Origin of the sequence: Legionella feeleii, from assembly GCF_001467625.1 — a bacterium.
Taxonomy (GTDB): domain Bacteria; phylum Pseudomonadota; class Gammaproteobacteria; order Legionellales; family Legionellaceae; genus Tatlockia; species Tatlockia feeleii.
Window position 1 is genome coordinate 76,963 of the sequence record NZ_LNYB01000018.1, and the last position, 16,889, is coordinate 93,851.

The window sequence follows — 16,889 nt, forward strand, 5'->3', positions numbered from 1 at the left end:
ACAAAAAAGCGTTTATTCGAACTATTCAAGACATTGATAATAGATCGGCGGTTGAATTTTGCATTTAAAACAACTGCTTTGGCAAGCTGATTTTTCCTGGCAGCAGGCAATAGCCCCTTTTCTTAGCCAGAGCTCCAGCATGGGTTGCAACGCTTGAATATCAAGCCCAAACTCCCGCGCTATTTGTTGATTACTGGCAACGCGCATACGGCGTATATATTCACGAATTTGAAGCAACATGCGCCTCTCCAGAAGCCGATTTTTTGTAAAATAAAAATCCCACAGCAAGCCCAACACAAACCAACATCAGTAAAATCCAGATGATTGATTGTTGCGGGTGAACCGAAAACGTTGCGAACTGATAAAACATAACCGCCATCGTATAAGCAATAATAAAGGACCAGATAATGGAGAACCACATCAATGAGCGACTGGCCTCCTGGCGAATCACCGCCATTGTTGAAACACAGGGAATATAAAGCAAAATAAACAGCAAATAAGCATAAGCCCCCGCTTGCCCATCAAAGCGTTGAGCCATCATTCCATAAACAGACTGCGACATTTCACCATCTGGCGCACTGGCAACAATGGGATTTAACAAGGCATGTCCCAAATCCGCCAAATTTTGCGGAATCGACCAGACTGCCATTTGTAAAGAAGCCCAAAAATCAAAATTAGAGACACTGGCCTGGCCAATATGCCCAAGTTGAGCATAAAGCGAATTCAAGGAACCAACAACGACTTCTTTCGCCAGCATACCAGTTAATAAACCCACCGTAGCAGGCCAATTATCCTGTTGCAGGCCCATTGGCGCGAAAAAGGGAGTTAACCATTGACCTAGCAAAGACAACACAGACTGGGCACTCGCTTCACCTGTGCTAATACCACCATGTATAGTCAATGCATTCAAACCACCTAAAACCACACAGACAGGAACAATTAAGCGACCTGCGCGGATAACAAAGTACCGTAAGCGCAGAGAGGTCTCTCTCAACAAACGCTTTAAGGACGGTTTATGATAAGCAGGCAATTCCAGAATCAATGGCGATGCTTTGCCGCCCAAGGTGGTTTGACGCAGTACAAAGCCTGTGAGCACTGCCATCAAGATACCAATCAAATAGAGAGAAAACACCACATTTTGCCCCCCAGTGGGGAAAAAGGCTGCAACAAAAACGGCATAAATAGCCAGACGGGCACTGCAGGACATGAAAGGGCTCATTAGAACGGTCAATAAGCGCTCCCTTTCCGAATCCAGTGTTCGTGCAGCCATGATGGCTGGGACATTACAGCCAAAGCCCACGATCATAGGCACAAATGATTTCCCAGGCAAACCCAAAGCTCGCATTGCCTTATCGACAACAAAAGCGGCTCGAGCCATATAGCCGGAAGCTTCTAACAAGGATAAAAAGAAAAACATCGCTGCAATAACCGGGATAAAGGTCAATGTCGTATTAATGCCCTTACCAACTCCGTCGGCAATTAAAGCCGTAAGCCAATCTGGCGCATGCATTTGTGCTAACAGCCAGGCGCTCCCTTGAACAAAGATAGTATCCGTTGTGATATCAAAAAAATCCTGGAATGCGCCCCCCACATTAATCGCAAAGAGAAACATGAGGTACATCATTGCGAAAAATATAGGCAAAGCAAAATAACGATGTAAAACGATGCGATCAAGCTTTGCTGTGAAATGCTCGCTACTATCACTGCCCTTTTTCTGTACACGAGCAACTATCTGATGTATTTTTTGATAACGTGCATCAGCGAACACAATATCAAGTTCATCCTCCTTAGGTATCATCAACGTATTGACCAAATCATCCGATAAAAGCGTATTATCACCCTCCAAAACCCTGTGGGCATAATAGCTGGCCAGGCGGGAATCAAAGCCCTGTGCTATTAATTTCTGTTCCAGAACAGTTAATGACTCTTGCACTATCGGCGGTAAATCTAATGATAATTCCTGGCTATCAGGAGGAATTTTATCAATGGCCTGATTCAACCCATCCAGGCCTATTTTTTTATGGGCCTGAATAGGAATTACAGGGCAACCTAACTGCTGGGCTAATGCTTTTGTATCGATACTAATGCCTTGTTGCTTGGCAATATCCATCATATTAAGGACAACAATGACCGGTTTACCCAACTCAAGGATTTGGCTGGTGAGATAGAGATGGCGTTCTAAATGGCAAGCATCCACCACATTAATAATGAGATCCGTATCAAGATTAGCGATTGCTTTTGCTGCAATTTGTTCGTCTTGACTAGAGCCACTTGCAGAGGAAGTTAACGAGTACACCCCAGGCAAATCGGTAATTTGAATCGTTTGATTCGATAAAATATAGGAGCCTGTTTTTTTTTCAACCGTGACACCAGGCCAATTTCCTACCCGTTGATTAGCCCCGGTCAAGGCATTAAATAAAGTCGTTTTACCACAATTAGGGTTACCGGCTAACAAAATATGAGTCATAAACGCTCCCATATTAACTCACCAGCTTCTTCCTTTCGCAGGGTTAACGAGGTACCACGTACTTCGACTTGAATTGGACAACCCAAAGGGGCTACTCTTATTACTGCCAGCTCTACACCGCGAGTAATGCCCAGAGATAACAATTTACGTCTATAAACGGCGTCGGTCTGGCCAAAATCAACCAAACGAACATGATCACCCTTTACCAATTCAGTAATTCGCATCATTCCAATTCAAAAACAGATAGAAGTACAAGTTTAACACAAATGATATCGAGAATCATTCTCATTTTAGAAAAAAAATAACCATTACGCTCGTCAATGATCTTCCCTTTTGCAAGCTGGGATCGAAAAACACTGATTAACGAGCATCGCGGCACACCGTTTATAGGAGCGTCATGAGCAGCGAAGCACAGGCAATCAATGCTTTTCGGGCCTGGATAGTAGAAAGATCAACAGCCCTTAATTATTTAGTCGCTTTTTTTAGCTTTCTTACCTTGACCAGCGGTCTCCTGTTCCTGAGTAAAGGGCGAGCTACCCAGTAAATTTTGCACCTGGCGCCGGGGATGGCGTCTGACATAATCGACTGATTGCATTTCCTGTAAACGGCTTAAAGTACGTTTAAACGAATCCTTCATTTCACCTTGCACATAAAGTTGCGGCAAAGGCACTGCTGCAGAAATAACTAGCCGGATGCCGCGGTCATACATCACATCAACAAAATGAACCAGCAGAATCGCATACACGGTATCATTGGTTGTTAAAACCGGAATATCGCTAACAAAAACCGTATCGAAACGATCAGCAATTTCCAAATAATCCAACTGGCTGCGCGGCAAATTACAAATCACTTTAAAATCAAACCATATTGCCCGCTCACCACATTTAACAAAAGGAATATCCCGCGTTTGTACCGTCAGATTGCCCTGCGATACACTATTTTGCTCAATTGCAGTAAATTGCTCGTTTAAAATCTTATCGGTAGCGGCGCCAAGTGGATAAAGATAGGCTTCCTGCAAAGGATCTCGCCCCAAGCGATAATCCTTTTTATCACCCAGGCTAATTACCTCGCAACGTGATTTAATTAAGGCAATTGCCGGTAAAAACCGTGCGCGCTGAACCCCATTCAAATATAACTCGTCGGGACAGGTGTTTGAGGTTGCCACCAGGATTATTCCCTGCGCAAAAAAAGCCTGGAGTAATTCAGCAAGAATCATGGCATACGCCACATCATGGACTAGAAACTCATCAAAACACAGTAACCGCGTTCTTTTGGCAAAATCAGCCGCTATACGACGTAAAGGATCTTTTTGTCCTTGCAAACGTCTTAATTGAGCATCAATTTGTTGCATAAAATGGTGAAAATGAAAGCGTGCTTTCTTACGCTCACCAATTTGTTGATAAAACAAATCCATCAAGTAACTCTTGCCCACACCGACTGGTCCATGAATATATAACCCTTTAATATCGTGTTTCTGTCGGCGACGAAACCAGGTCCGCTTCGGAGGTTGTAATTCCTCTGCAAGCCGTTGCATCGCCAGCAAGACTTTACGCTGCATCAAGTCATCCTGGATATCGCCACTGGCAATAGCCGCTTCATATTCGCTAATTACAGTCATAATTTAAGTCCTGCATGACTGATCCCTTTAATTAGCTGATCTTTAAACTCAAGCAACTTACCATGAAAGAAATGGCTTGTTTCTGCAAACCGGGTAACCGATAAAGGTGGTGTTGATTGTGCCGCAAAATCAAGTACCAATGACAAGGGCACCACTTCATCCTCATCACCTTGCATAATTAACCAGGGCTCAGGTGACGGAGTAAATTCGCGGTAATCATAATGGTGTACAGGTGGGGCAACCGTAATAAGCAACTCATGTTCACTTTGTGCCGCCGCCCGATAGGCAACATAGGAGCCAAAAGAAAATCCGGCTAACACAAAACGAGCCGTTGGTTTTTCTTGCTGCCAAAGGCGCATCAATGCCAGCATATCGTTACTTTCACCAATACCAGCATCATAACTTCCTTCTGATTGACCTACGCCACGAAAATTAAAGCGAAGGCTGGGAATGCCTATTTCCTTAAATGCACGTGCCATGGTTGTCACCACTTTATTATTCATGGTTCCCCCCTGCAAGGAGTGCGGGTGGCCCAACAACGCCACATAAGATTCGTGCCTGTTAGGAGGTACTGTTAATACCGCCTCCAATTGGCCAGCCAGTCCGGAAAAAATAAAAGGATGTTCTCCAATCGTATTTAATTTGTTCACTAAAGTCATAAAAAAACCCGAATTACTAAAAAGTAAATCATAGCGCATCTTGTAATTTCATGCGCGTTCTTTAAAATCAAGCTCCTGTAAGCATCGACTTAGTCATTTTGATAAGCGGTGACCCTTTTACAGGATTGCCGACATTTTGCCAGCTTGAGTGCTTATGCCTTGATTTTCAAGTATCGCAGCGAGACGAGCACAGAAAATCAAGGCATAAGTACCAAGATAAAATGTTAACAACCTTTAACATAATCAATGGAGGACTTGATCCATGCGACAGGTACCAGTGTTATTTCTAGTTTATTCTATTTTTTCTGCGCCTACCTTCAACCGAGGGGGTACCGTATGAAAATTCAAGATTTCAAAGCAAAAAAGCAACAAAAAAGAAAGATCAGTGTAATCACTTGTTATGATTATCCTTCGGCCTGCACTGTGAATGAATCCGATGTTGATTGTGTGTTAGTCGGTGATTCAGTCGCTATGGCTGTGCACGGCTACGAAACAACGATCATGGCAACGATAGAAATGATGGTCATGCATACACAAGCTGTTGCACGCGGCCTGAAGAGACAATTTTTAATTGCCGATCTGCCTTTCTTAAGCCATCGTCTCTCCCGAGCAGAAACGATTAGCAATGTCAGGCAACTTATGCAAGCAGGTGCCCATGCCATCAAAATTGAGGGCGGCGACCAGGATACCTGTCAAACAATTGCTTATTTAGTTGATGCCGGTATTCCTGTTGTAGGTCATATTGGCTTAACGCCACAATCCATACACCAACTTGGCGGCTATAAAGTACAAGGCAAAGAAACAAAGCAAGCCGCTGATCTGCTACAACAGGCTGCAGAGCTGGAAAAAGCAGGTTGTTTTGCGCTTGTCATTGAATGCGTTCCCCAACAAGTAGCCCAAGCGATTACCCAATCACTCACCATTCCTACAATCGGGATAGGAGCCGGCGTCCATACCGATGGCCAAGTCTTGGTTTGGCATGATTTGCTTGGCCTGCAAACGGAATTTAGACCTAAATTCCTAAAGCAGTATGCGCAAATTAAAAAGGTGATGTTGACTGCGATTAACGCCTACGTCCAGGAAGTGCAGCAGGCTCAATTTCCAGCCGTCGAACATGCTTTTTAACAAGAGAGCCCCCACTACGTGGTAACGTGGGGGGCCACGCAAGAATAAGCATTAACAAATCTGATACCTCATTGTTTTTAGGAGTATTTCATGCAGATTTTTAACCATCTTGATGAATGGCTAGCCATTCGTCGTTCCCTTCCGACGACTCATTCAATTGGCTTTGCTCCCACTATGGGAAATTTACACGCTGGCCATGCCTCTTTATTTGCCGCTAGTAAACAAGAAAATAATTATACTGTCGCCAGTTTGTTTGTTAATCCTACGCAATTTAATCGTCCCGATGATTTCATACATTATCCCCGCACTCTGGAAGCCGATCTTGATTTATTAGAAGAAGCGGGGGTTGATTATTGTTTAATACCTTCCGAACAAGAGATATATGCTGATAATTATCGCTATCAATTGCAGGAAACCACGCTTTGCCAATTGATGGAAGGAAAACATCGGCCAGGGCATTTTAATGGTGTATTGACTGTAGTAATGAAATTACTCAATCTGGTTAAACCCCAGCGTGCTTATTTTGGCGAGAAAGACTATCAGCAATACCTGTTAATCCGTAATATGGCCAAGGCTTTTTTTATGGATGTAGCGATCAAAGCCTGCCCTACTATTCGTGAAGCAAGTGGTTTAGCTTACAGTTCACGCAATAATCGTCTCAATCAAACACAGCGTCAGGAAGCCGAAAAATTTGCGCGAATTTTTCATCAACAGAAATCTCGTGACGCTCTCCTGGCAGAACTGGCCAGCAACAACATCCTGGTTGAATACCTTGAGGATTACCAAAATAGACGCTTTGTCGCTGTACTAATCGGGGATATCCGTTTAATCGATAATTATTCACTTGAAAGCGTTCAAGACTAGAAAAGCCTATCTTGTATAAAAAATAGAAGCTTGCAGCTACAGACTATATCGCATGGGAGCCGGGTCAACATCCTAATCCGGACTCCAATGCTATTTTTAACCCTGCATTTTTGTTGAATTACTTCTTCTATAAGCGCTAATTTTGATTGTAAGTGGCAATAGCTGCTGCAATCACCGCTGCCTTGTGTTGCGGTAGGGATTTATTAGAATAACGTAACCACTCCGGATGCCTGTCAATGAGTGTAGTCGTCAGCAAACCCCGTTGAAACTCTTCTGACTTAAGCATCTCCAAATAGTACGGGATAGTAGTTTTCACACCAAACAAACGCATCTCCTCCAATGCTCTGGCTGCTCGACGCAAAACCGAAGGCCAATCAAGACTCCACACAGTGAGCTTCGCGCATAATGAGTCATAATCCGGCGGAATAGTATAACCGGTGTAAATAGCACTGTCGGTACGAACGCCTGGCCCACCGGGCGCGTAATAACGAGTAATTCGCCCAAAACTGGGTAGAAAATCATTTTGCGGATCTTCAGCATTAATGCGGAATTCAATCGCAAAACCGCGACGCGTAATTTGTTCCTGCGTCATCGGTAATTTTTCTCCGGCAGCAATCAGAATTTGCTGCTGTACCAAGTCAATACCGGTTATTTGCTCTGTTACAGGATGTTCCACTTGCAAGCGGGTGTTCATTTCTAAAAAATACATTTGATCGTCTTCACCCAGAATGAATTCTACTGTACCTGCATTGGTATATCCTACGGCTGTCGCTGCCCTGACAGCATACTCGTAAAGAATTTCTCGCGTTTTATCATCCAATAAGGGGGAAGGGGCAACTTCCACCAATTTCTGATGGCGACGCTGGATGGAACAGTCTCGTTCAAACAAGTGCAGGACTTTGCCGTAGTTATCGGCAAGAATTTGTACCTCAATATGACGTGGATTAGAGATAAATTTTTCCATAAAAAGATGAGTATCACCAAACGCTTTTCCAGCCTCTGACTGAACCCTGGCGTATTGGTTGCGAACTTGATTGGCATCATGACATAGACGAATACCACGACCGCCCCCCCCAAAAGTAGCTTTAAGCATGACCGGATACCCCAATTGTTCAGCACAGGCTATCGCCTCATCAATTGACGCTAAATTATCCTCACTTCCCGGAATGACAGGAATATTCGCTTGGATCATTGCCTTTCTGGCAGCTACTTTTGAGCCCATCGTTGCAATAACAGCCGCTGAAGGTCCAATAAAAACAATCCCTGCTTGCTCACAAGCTGCGGCAAAGTCAGCATTTTCTGATAAAAACCCATAACCGGGATGAATCGCATCACACCCAGCCGCCTTGGCACATTCTATAATGCGATGACCATTCAAATACGCTTCTAAAGGCTTGGTACTTAAACAATGCGACTGGGAAGCACGCTTGACATATAAGGCATACCGATCTGCCTCACTGTGAATGGTAACAGCTGAAATTTTCATTTCCTTGCAAGCCCGCACAATACGAAGGGCGATTTCGCCTCGATTACTTACAAGAATTTTTTTAAACATTTTCATTCCTTGAACAAAAGCGGCCTGTTAACTCATCATAGCAAAGCTTGCCGCAGCTATACTATCTCGGAGGAAAGAATAGACCGCTGTATGTTTTCCTTTATCTCATTTTTTAATCGTGTATAAAAAATGCCATCACGCCCCCCAGTTCACGATTTGATTAACTTCTTTCCAATTGCCGTGAATTAAGGTAAGATAGAGTGGTAATTTTTATAACAAACTAACTCGGCCTTGTTCTGAATAATTCGCTTGGCTTAGATGAACCCCTACTACTAACGGCTTAAGTCGTTTTCTAAGTTAAGCAAGTGTACACCTAACTGAAGGAATGAAATGGCTTCAAACTCACCCTTATCAGTATTTTTTAGTAGTGCTCTTCCGCAATTGATAAAGAATTATCTTGAGCAAGCCCGGCATGCAGCATTGACTGCTCATCCTGCCTCAGCGCCTCAACCATTGATTTGCCCGATCAGCCTGCAATTAATGACCGAGCCGGTGTATACCCCAAGTGGCTTTGTTTATGACAAAAAAAATATTTTAAAAGCATTAGCAACGAATCCAACAGATCCACAGAATAGAGAGCCCTTAAAGCCATCCAACTTGAAGCCACTCCCTGAATTGTTGGACCATATAAGACTCTTTACTGAAAGACAAACAAGTTATTCAGAAACAAAGAAACAATTGATCAGACAGGCAAGTGATTTGGCTTATGCAAACCCGCTCAGTGCAAATCCGGCTCTCTTTTTATGTCCTATTAGTAAAAAACGAATCAAAGAACCGGTCATTACTGCTGCGGGAAAAATTTATGACAAGCAAGCACTGAAACAGTATTTGCAAGAAACGGGAAATCTCGATGAGGCAGGATGTAGGCTAACTATGGCAGACGTCGTTGATTTTCCGGAATTCCAAGAAAAAATGAACCGACATGCGTTTTATTTAACGCAAGCGTCAGAGACTGCCATAGATGCGAGCGAGGTGATCAGTGTTAACCACACTAACTGCGTCTATGGATTTTTTAATACTTTGATAAATAATATTTTTTCGGGTACAAAACATGAAGATAACAGCAAAGGGTTAGTCTTCTAATGCTTCTACAGCATAAGATAACCTTAATCTAAATGATTTATACTCGCGTGATAAACTATTTCCATAAAGTGACTGGATTGAAAAATGCCTCTAAAAACTGAAAAGCAACCAACGACTCAAAAAACTCCTGGAACATTGGAAACCTATCTTGGCTATGCCGGTACAACCTATGAGTGGACAGCGCGAAGAAAACACGAATGGTTAATTCTATGGCTCAGGGAAGATTTGAAAATAGCAGACACCTGCGAAATGGTGCGTACAAATATTGAGACGCTGATCCATAATGAAGATTATTTTTCGCCAGAATTAAGAGCCTATTTTAATAAAGATGAAAAAGGGGATTACAAGCTCTCTCCAACTGATCCCTCTCAAGTAGCTGTCCTGAAGAAATTAATCAATGCCCTGGCACATGCTGAAGTCGGTTTACGCGCTATTGAACAGATTGATCTTCATAAAGATCGCTATCAACTTGGTATTGATATCGAACTGGTTCGAGCAACCCGAACAACTGTTAACGAAATCTACACTACTTTGCAATTAATTAATCATACCAGCCCTGATGTGCAAAATATCGTCGGGCCACAAATAAGTGCCTTATTACCACGAGTAGCCCTGGTCGCTGACAAATTAAAAGAATTTACCGTTAAAAAAGTGGAAGAGTTTGTTCCTGAAAATGCAAGAAAAATGCTGTCGTCTTCAGCAAATTCGCAAACCAGGGGAGCCGTTTTAGCAACCGCTGTAGAAATGCTACCTGCCAATCCCCGCTCGGATAAAGAAAGTATAGAGAGCTTATCTAGCCTGATTTATGCCCTGCCCAATTATTTTGAACGCTTGCAAAGTAAACTACTACCCGATACCCAGCTTAAAGCGGTTACCAGCACAGAGGCTTATCAAGCTTTCATGATAGAGCGCGCTAATGCTGCAAAAAGAGATCTTGAAAGTCTTGCCAATAACAGTGGTGTTCTCTCTTTACTTCCAAGCTATCTTTCTATAGCAAAGAAATTAATTGCCTACAGTTCAGATTTACTAAATACCGGCGCACCTCTCACAAAGACAGCCTATGAAGAAGCCGTAAAAAAATTGCATGAAATCAAGCATGAAATTTTTCCAGCATTAATCGCTGAATTAGAGCAAGCTGAAGAGAATTTGGGATTAAAAACTGGCGTATTAACTGAGCCGGCAATCAAACAAATGAATGAGTACTACACTCAACTGGCTACTCAAGTTGAGAGTATTGCTGCTGCAGCAGGCATTATTGATACAACTGCTTCTCATCTAGACGCCTGGTATGGACGATTTGTGCGAAACGCAATTGGCGATACCAACACCTTGGCCGTCGGTCAAAAACTTGAACCAATCCTCCATCTAACGGTTATGATGGACGATACCTTTATTGCGGCGAGAGAAGCACACCAGCTCACACGATTAAACCAAGCGAGTGTTGAGGAAGAATCCTCTAGAATGCAATTAGCTGCTGCACGTGCCTTTTTTGAGAAAATTGGAAGCTACTCTACTTGGCTTAACTCCGATTTGGGAAAAATTAGCCCTGTTGAGAAGAAAATACTAGCGGCGGAATACAAGAAATTTCAATCTCATTTCGCAGCCCATTACCCAGAGATGGATCAACTAATCATCCACGCACTTAACAATAGCTCTTCCCGAAGCATGCTAAGTAGTGCCTACCAGGGACTTTGGCCTTCTACCAATCATTTTAGCAGTATTATGGCGTGCAAAGAGGCTGTTATAAATAATATTCAACAGGCAATCGGGCAAGCTGCTTTCAAAAAATCTTTCGTTGAAAAAACAATCAGTCACGCGGATACCACGACTTATACCGCTCAGGCAAAACAAACTCAGTTAAATGTTAATATTGAGCCTTTTGAGGTAGCGGTAGTCCCTGTGAACGATCCCGTTCCCACTGAAAGAGGCAGGCGCCTGGAGGATGAGGCATTAGTAGCTTTCCAGAATGGCTCTCCCCATAAGAAAACCACGCACTTGGCTAATCAAATTAGTCAGCTTCAGGCAGCCCAAAAAGCATTAACTGATTTTTTCACATTGATTGAAACTCAAATAGAGCCAACTATCGCCTTTCACGAATTAGACGATACTCAAAAAGAAAAATTGCATAAAGCTTATAAACAAATCCAGCCCTATGTACTGGCTGCCGCTGCTAGCCATCCCGAGTATAACTTTGCTGAGTTGAATGCTCGTTTAGTTACCAGTTTAACCAGTAGTGAAGTACCAGAAGAGCCACTGCAAGCCAACGATGAAGGTTTTGCGCCCATGAAACGTGATATTAGCGCTACCTTGATACGTTTAGAAAATGAGGCCCTTGAAGCTTTCCCGCCAACCTACTATCGTGAACAAGCTATACGTTTTGCGGATCAAACGAGTCAGCTTGAGATAGCACAAAAAGCGTTAAACGACTTCTTCGATGAAGTTGCTAATAAAATTGCCCCAACCAGCAATTTTCATGAGTTAAGCGATACTCAAAAAGAAACATTGCGTAAAGCTTATAAACAAATCCAGCCCCATGTGCTCGCAGCAGCTGCCAGTCATCCTGAGTATAACTTTGCCGAGTTAAATGCCCGCCTGGTCACGAGCTTAACCAGCCGTGAAGTGCCACAAACACCACTTAAAGCCAATGATGAAAGTCTGGCTTTTATGAAACGCAACATCGGCACCACCTTGGTAGATTTAATTAAAAACTCACAAAGAGATAAAAAATATTATTTAGACAAGGAAGCAGCATATACACAGGAACAACCCCTGGTTGCCAAAGGTAAGGAAGCAGAGAAAAGCTCTTTGTTTGGTCAATTGGCTGAATTAAAATTATCGAAAGATGTTGATAAATTTTTAAACGAAAAACTGGTACCCTACCTGAAAGAAAATCTTTCACCTGAAATTTGGCATCAACTATCTTTCGACGGGAAAACCATCAATAGCCGCCAACTGCCGTTCAAGGGTTTCCATCAGGATAGCCAGGAAGTAATCCTGTACAAGAAATTAATAAACGCTGTCTACCATTTAAAAAGCAGTTTGGCAGGATTGGAAAATTTACAGGGCGCACCAAATTCTTTTCGGCAGCGCGCTTACTTTGTGTACAACGCATTTAATGCGTTAGTCATGGATGTAGTTGGCCTTAAGAGCAATCTGTCAGCTGTAGCTGGTAATCCTCAGTTACACGCATTGGTTCAAGAAAATCTTGCTCTTTTACAACCACTGTATGCACTACCAATTATTGGTGATAGTTTAAGAAGAACAACCGGTGAATCAAGCCCAACTACTGAGCAAATCCCTGTGGATATTGTTGCTTTGTGGGAAAACGAGCAAGATTTGGTTGCTGCTAATATCGATCCATTAAGCAGGGCAAAAACACCAGCCTACCTCAAACTTTTTGGTGCTGAAGAAAAATTATATTTGATTGACAATCTTTATGAAGCGCTGGAAGAAGCAATTAACGATCAGCCCTCTCTATTAGCCGTAAAAACGGATATAGAAGACATATATCAGGCCCTTTATCCTCACCTGGCAAGCACAAAGCTGGCTTCAGAATTTGCTATGGACTACATAAGCAAACTCACTACTGAGGAGACTTTAACTGCAGCCGTAGAAAGGTTGCGTGAGGTCCAGCAACTCGTCGACCATCATTATGTGTATGGCGATTTTGGTATGTTAAACAGAAATGAAGATGAGGACGTCGACTTTTTTAAACAGACCGATAATAGGGAGCAATTTGCTTTTTATTATAAACGAGTTCAGCCTTATCTGGCCAAAATTGATACCCGTTATACGCCATCCTTTATTGATGGTTTAAAAACTGCGAACGACTATGCCACTGCATGCAAAGCCATTGTTGCTCTGCAAGACAAACTCGAAAGAATAGCTAATGCTGAACGTCAACCTGGGCCTCTAGCGAGAGAAAGCGAGTCGTCACGTGCAGCAGCTAAGGCGCAACAAAGGTTAATTGTAGCTACTCTCGCAGCGCAAGATGAGACTTATCAAGCACTTACAGGCCATGTCATACCCAATAAAGACTTTGAGCTTGCTTATAAACAATTTCAACAAGTCATTGCTGACGCTTATAAAGAGCGGAATATGAGGGTCAATACAATAGGCCCTCGTCCGCAAGATGCGTTAGTTGCTGCAAAATACGATTTGGAAGCCGCCTATAAAAAAATGCTCCCTTATCTGAAAGCAAGCAGCTTAGCCGGGGAATTCCCTGAAGATTTTAGCGAGCTAGATTCTGCGGAAGAGTTAAGTACGCTGGTAGCAAAGGTACATGCCGCTGCAAGTATTGTTAATTACCGCTCCTCATTAGTTTATGAAGCGCTTGGTGCAATGGCGCTAGAAATGCAAAAGTATCCTGATGAAGAGGATTATTTCACCCCTCTTGTCAATCGACCGCTTTTTACTAGCCAATATACCAAGATTCAACCTTTCCTGGCTCAAATCGATGCGAAGTATACTGTCAATTTTGCTGAGTCACTGGAATCACCAGAGGATTATGTCGCAGCTTTCCATGAAATTCTCGCATTGAAAGATCAAGTGGAGTCTTTGCTGCATGAAGAGGCAGAACGCGTTCTAAATGAGAAAGTGGAGTCTTTACTGGCAGGACCAGCTATCCCTCCTGTTGCGCAAAAACCAGTTCAACAGCATTTTCATTTAGCTATCAACCCTGAGGATACAGCACTGCTCAGGAGTAAATTGGAAAAAATTTCTGAGATATTAGGTCAGAAAAAAGCACCTGAAACTGCACAGACTACAAAACAGTTAGAGGAACAAAGAAATGCTAAAGAGCAAGAACTCGCTGCAGTACAAATAAAAATTAAGGCTTTTGTTGATTCGCTTAATCAACCAAACGCTGCAAGTGTTGATAGCACTGTGCTTCAGGGATTGCTGGATACACGCAGACAACTAACCACAGAACTTGCAACCATTGCAGAAAGACAAAAAGCAATACCTGGTAATGCAACAAAAGAAGTCGATACCAAAGCAAAAGCTTTCCTGGAAGCATTAAGCAGCCTACCTCTTTCCCGAGATTCATTGATTGTGCTGACAGCAACCATTGCCGTCATAGAAGCACAAATGGCAAGAGTTGGTGTAGATGACCGTGACCAGGTCATGGCTTCTCTAGAAAAAGTACGTAAAGATTTTACTGCTGACTTAAAGACCGCTGTTGCGGAATTGGAAACAACACAAGGCCTGACAGCAGGTAGCCTGAGTGACTCCTTTACAGCAATAAACGTACAATTTAGTGGGTATTATGATGCTGTAGTTACGAGTGTCTACCCCACCTCCTATTTGCAATTGGTATCAGAACGGCTCTATGAAATTTCCGATCACCTGCAAAAATACAAAAATCCCGCCCATGCGGCCCAAACACCAGAAGAACGGCAGGCAAAAGCCAAAGTTTTCGCCAGGCAGCTAGACGGTTTGGCCTACTATGACCCTCGCACCGCAAAGAAAGCGTTGCAAATTATTAATGAGTTGCAAGCCGAAATAGCCGGTATCGGTAAAACCAGCCGTACAATAATCATGGCCAAACTCAATACAATTCGCTCTGAATTAGGCGCTGATTTGCTTGCTGCTGCCGATAATGCTGAATTCCGTTTGGGCCTAAAACCCAATACACTGGCTAAATCCATTAGCGATAAGTTCGAAGCATTTTACGAGGGCTTTATTACCAGTTTCGCCGAGGTAAGTGATCAGGCCGGTTTATCCTTATTAACTGATACCTCAGGAACAGCTAAACGCCTGGCCAGAGAAGAACAGCGGTTGAACGCCATAAAGGCCGACACGCAAGGTGCAGCTCAAGTTCAGGCAGCTATTTTTGGCATGCCCCATAGGGATGCGGACCGGATTAACTACCTTTTTGCAACACTTGCTAATGACGTCCTCAAGGCTCAAGCGACTGATTCAGAAACCCCCTTGTTGGATATCAAGGCCAGATTGCTGGAACATTACCAAAAACTGCGCCCCTATCTGCTTGAAAACAGTGAATTAGCTGAGGAATTTGGTGAGTCATACCTTTCTTCTCTAACTACTGAAGAAGAGTTAACTGAAGCCATTGAAAATTTACAAGGTACACAAGGTCTCGTTAATTCTCACCCAGGCACCTATGACAAGCTTGAACAAATGTATTGGGATATCGATTGGGAAGAGGACACCATTTTTGAAGATAATGAGGCAGGGAAGAAAAACCGTGAAAAATTCCTGCGCCTTTTCGCAGAATTACAGCCTTATCTTGTGCAAATTTCCAGTACCTATTGGCCCTCTTCGTTCGTAAGAGAGTTGCGCACGGGTAAAGATTTTCAGGCAGCCTTAGATGGGATTGTTGGTAGGAAAGGCCAGGATGGGGTTGTTGGTATGAAAGGCCAACTGGAAGAGTTGGTGGAAGGTTTGAAAAATGCGCATGCCTTGAAACAGGGAATCGCTGAAGAGCGCGTCAAACACTTTACTGCCAAGTTAGCTGAAGAGAAAAAGGCTGCTGCAGAGAAAGTTGAAAAATTCAAGAGCGATACCTTTGACAATTACCTCCATGCTGAAGTACTCAGTCAATTTGAAGAGTTAGGCCCTTATGCCAGCTTATTTTTAAAGCTCATTGAGCCTGACTTTGAGAAGGAAAAAGCCAAGCTTCTCGAAGACATTACAATGGACAAGGACATACCGAAAGCCATTGCTGAAAAGATTGAAGCCCTCTTACCTGAGATTGTACTTCTGCATACTGCGGGCAAAGAGGCCTATGCTGCCCTGCATAACTCCCTGCAGCAACTCAATGGCCTCATCGCTAAGGAAAACGCTTATCCTAAGCCGATCGAGAATCCCCTCCGAGCAGAAAAACTGGCTTGGATGGAAGCATTTCAATCAGAATTGATGAAGACAGAGCAATATGGAACTGTTGAAGCGGTAACTGGCATTCAGAATGAGCTTCAAGAATTCCTGGATGAGTGCAATGATTACGATATAGCAATCAAAACTTATGAAACACTCATGCAGATGAACGCTTATATCGAGCATCAGGAAGACGATAAAACACCTGACACCCAGGCAAAAATTGATGAAATTGGACGTATGCAACACATGTTGTCTAACGACGATCTTGCTCACCTTACTCCAGCAAGACGCCTGACAGAAGTGAAAGCGCATTTGAAAAACAGTAATTGTGAAACGGTCTTGACCAAAAACTCTGACGGGATTCTGATGCAACTCGTTAATACGCTACGTGCCTTCTTGTTTGGCTGGAAGAGTCCCGAGCAAACGATGTTTGACTCCTTTACAGCGACACTGTCCACCATGAAAGAAACGCATCCAAGGCCTGCTTTTTCTGTGGAAGCCAGTGTTGTAGTTAATGAGGAATCTTCTTCTCTACCAGAGGAAAACACGCTGGTAGTCGTTGGAGGTGAACCAGCAGTCGGGCTGCTTGAAGATGACGTCGAGGATCAGCATGGGCACCCCGTACCAATAATTACGTTCTGAAAATAACCCGCCCGTTTTTCTTGCTGTTCCCCCTTTGCA

10 protein-coding genes are annotated in these 16,889 nt (G+C 43.2%); 4 read left to right on the forward strand and 6 right to left on the reverse strand.

The window, feature by feature from the left end; genetic code table 11:
* Positions 1 to 21: 21 nt before the first annotated feature.
* From Lfee_RS03170 to Lfee_RS03190, 5 genes are all read right to left on the reverse strand, one after another.
* The gene (locus Lfee_RS03170) at positions 22 to 240 is read right to left on the reverse strand and encodes a FeoC-like transcriptional regulator (RefSeq protein WP_058443839.1); all 219 of its coding nucleotides are present in this window, start codon (positions 238 to 240) and stop codon (positions 22 to 24) included.
* Positions 221 to 2,467 carry a Fe(2+) transporter permease subunit FeoB gene (gene feoB / locus Lfee_RS03175; protein WP_058443840.1) on the reverse strand — a complete coding sequence of 749 codons (2,247 nt, stop codon included), beginning with the start codon at positions 2,465 to 2,467 and terminating at the stop codon, positions 221 to 223. Before feoB ends, Lfee_RS03170 begins: the two co-directional genes overlap by 20 nt.
* Entirely contained in the window at positions 2,464 to 2,691 is a 228-nt protein-coding gene (locus Lfee_RS03180; RefSeq protein ID WP_112854864.1) for a FeoA family protein, read from the reverse strand. The genes feoB and Lfee_RS03180 overlap by 4 nt, the downstream gene beginning before the upstream one ends.
* A gap of 245 nt (positions 2,692 to 2,936) precedes the next feature.
* The gene (zapE, locus tag Lfee_RS03185) at positions 2,937 to 4,085 is read right to left on the reverse strand and encodes a cell division protein ZapE (protein WP_058443842.1); all 1,149 of its coding nucleotides are present in this window, start codon (positions 4,083 to 4,085) and stop codon (positions 2,937 to 2,939) included.
* Positions 4,082 to 4,744 (reverse strand): alpha/beta hydrolase, encoded by a 663-nt coding sequence (locus tag Lfee_RS03190; RefSeq protein WP_058443862.1) that lies wholly within the window; start codon positions 4,742 to 4,744, stop codon positions 4,082 to 4,084. The genes zapE and Lfee_RS03190 overlap by 4 nt, the downstream gene beginning before the upstream one ends.
* A 336-nt stretch (positions 4,745 to 5,080) precedes the next feature.
* On the opposite strand from Lfee_RS03190, the gene panB reads away from it, so the two are divergent.
* Both panB and panC read left to right on the forward strand, forming a co-directional pair.
* Complete coding sequence (panB, locus tag Lfee_RS03195) at positions 5,081 to 5,869, forward strand: 3-methyl-2-oxobutanoate hydroxymethyltransferase (protein ID WP_058443843.1); 789 nt, start codon at positions 5,081 to 5,083, stop codon at positions 5,867 to 5,869.
* 90 nt (positions 5,870 to 5,959) lie between these two features.
* Complete coding sequence (gene panC, locus Lfee_RS03200; RefSeq protein WP_058443844.1) at positions 5,960 to 6,733, forward strand: pantoate--beta-alanine ligase; 774 nt, start codon at positions 5,960 to 5,962, stop codon at positions 6,731 to 6,733.
* A gap of 136 nt (positions 6,734 to 6,869) precedes the next feature.
* Here the strand turns inward: panC and Lfee_RS03205 are convergent, their stop codons facing one another.
* Positions 6,870 to 8,288: an acetyl-CoA carboxylase biotin carboxylase subunit gene (locus Lfee_RS03205; protein ID WP_058443845.1), complete on the reverse strand. Its 1,419-nt coding sequence runs from the start codon at positions 8,286 to 8,288 to the stop codon at positions 6,870 to 6,872.
* 330 nt (positions 8,289 to 8,618) lie between these two features.
* On the opposite strand from Lfee_RS03205, the gene Lfee_RS03210 reads away from it, so the two are divergent.
* On the forward strand, positions 8,619 to 9,371 hold the full coding sequence (locus Lfee_RS03210) for a U-box domain-containing protein (protein WP_058443846.1): 753 nt from the start codon (positions 8,619 to 8,621) through the stop codon (positions 9,369 to 9,371).
* 84 nt (positions 9,372 to 9,455) lie between these two features.
* A complete protein-coding gene (locus tag Lfee_RS03215) occupies positions 9,456 to 16,850 on the forward strand; it encodes a hypothetical protein (protein ID WP_058443847.1) in 7,395 nt (2,464 codons plus the stop codon).
* The last annotated feature ends 39 nt before the right edge of the window (positions 16,851 to 16,889 follow it).

What these genes read in the sequence shown, in the direction of transcription:
- feoB (WP_058443840.1), bottom strand. Translation starts at nt 2,467, where the DNA reads ATGACTCATATTTTGTTAGCCGGTAACCCTAATTGTGGTAAAACGACT.
- Lfee_RS03180 (WP_112854864.1), bottom strand. Translation starts at nt 2,691, where the DNA reads ATGCGAATTACTGAATTGGTAAAGGGTGATCATGTTCGTTTGGTTGAT.
- panC (WP_058443844.1), top strand. Translation starts at nt 5,960, where the DNA reads ATGCAGATTTTTAACCATCTTGATGAATGGCTAGCCATTCGTCGTTCC.
- panB (WP_058443843.1), top strand. Translation starts at nt 5,081, where the DNA reads ATGAAAATTCAAGATTTCAAAGCAAAAAAGCAACAAAAAAGAAAGATC.
- zapE (WP_058443842.1), bottom strand. Translation starts at nt 4,085, where the DNA reads ATGACTGTAATTAGCGAATATGAAGCGGCTATTGCCAGTGGCGATATC.
- Lfee_RS03190 (WP_058443862.1), bottom strand. Translation starts at nt 4,744, where the DNA reads ATGACTTTAGTGAACAAATTAAATACGATTGGAGAACATCCTTTTATT.
- Lfee_RS03210 (WP_058443846.1), top strand. Translation starts at nt 8,619, where the DNA reads ATGGCTTCAAACTCACCCTTATCAGTATTTTTTAGTAGTGCTCTTCCG.
- Lfee_RS03215 (WP_058443847.1), top strand. Translation starts at nt 9,456, where the DNA reads ATGCCTCTAAAAACTGAAAAGCAACCAACGACTCAAAAAACTCCTGGA.
- Lfee_RS03205 (WP_058443845.1), bottom strand. Translation starts at nt 8,288, where the DNA reads ATGTTTAAAAAAATTCTTGTAAGTAATCGAGGCGAAATCGCCCTTCGT.
- Lfee_RS03170 (WP_058443839.1), bottom strand. Translation starts at nt 240, where the DNA reads ATGTTGCTTCAAATTCGTGAATATATACGCCGTATGCGCGTTGCCAGT.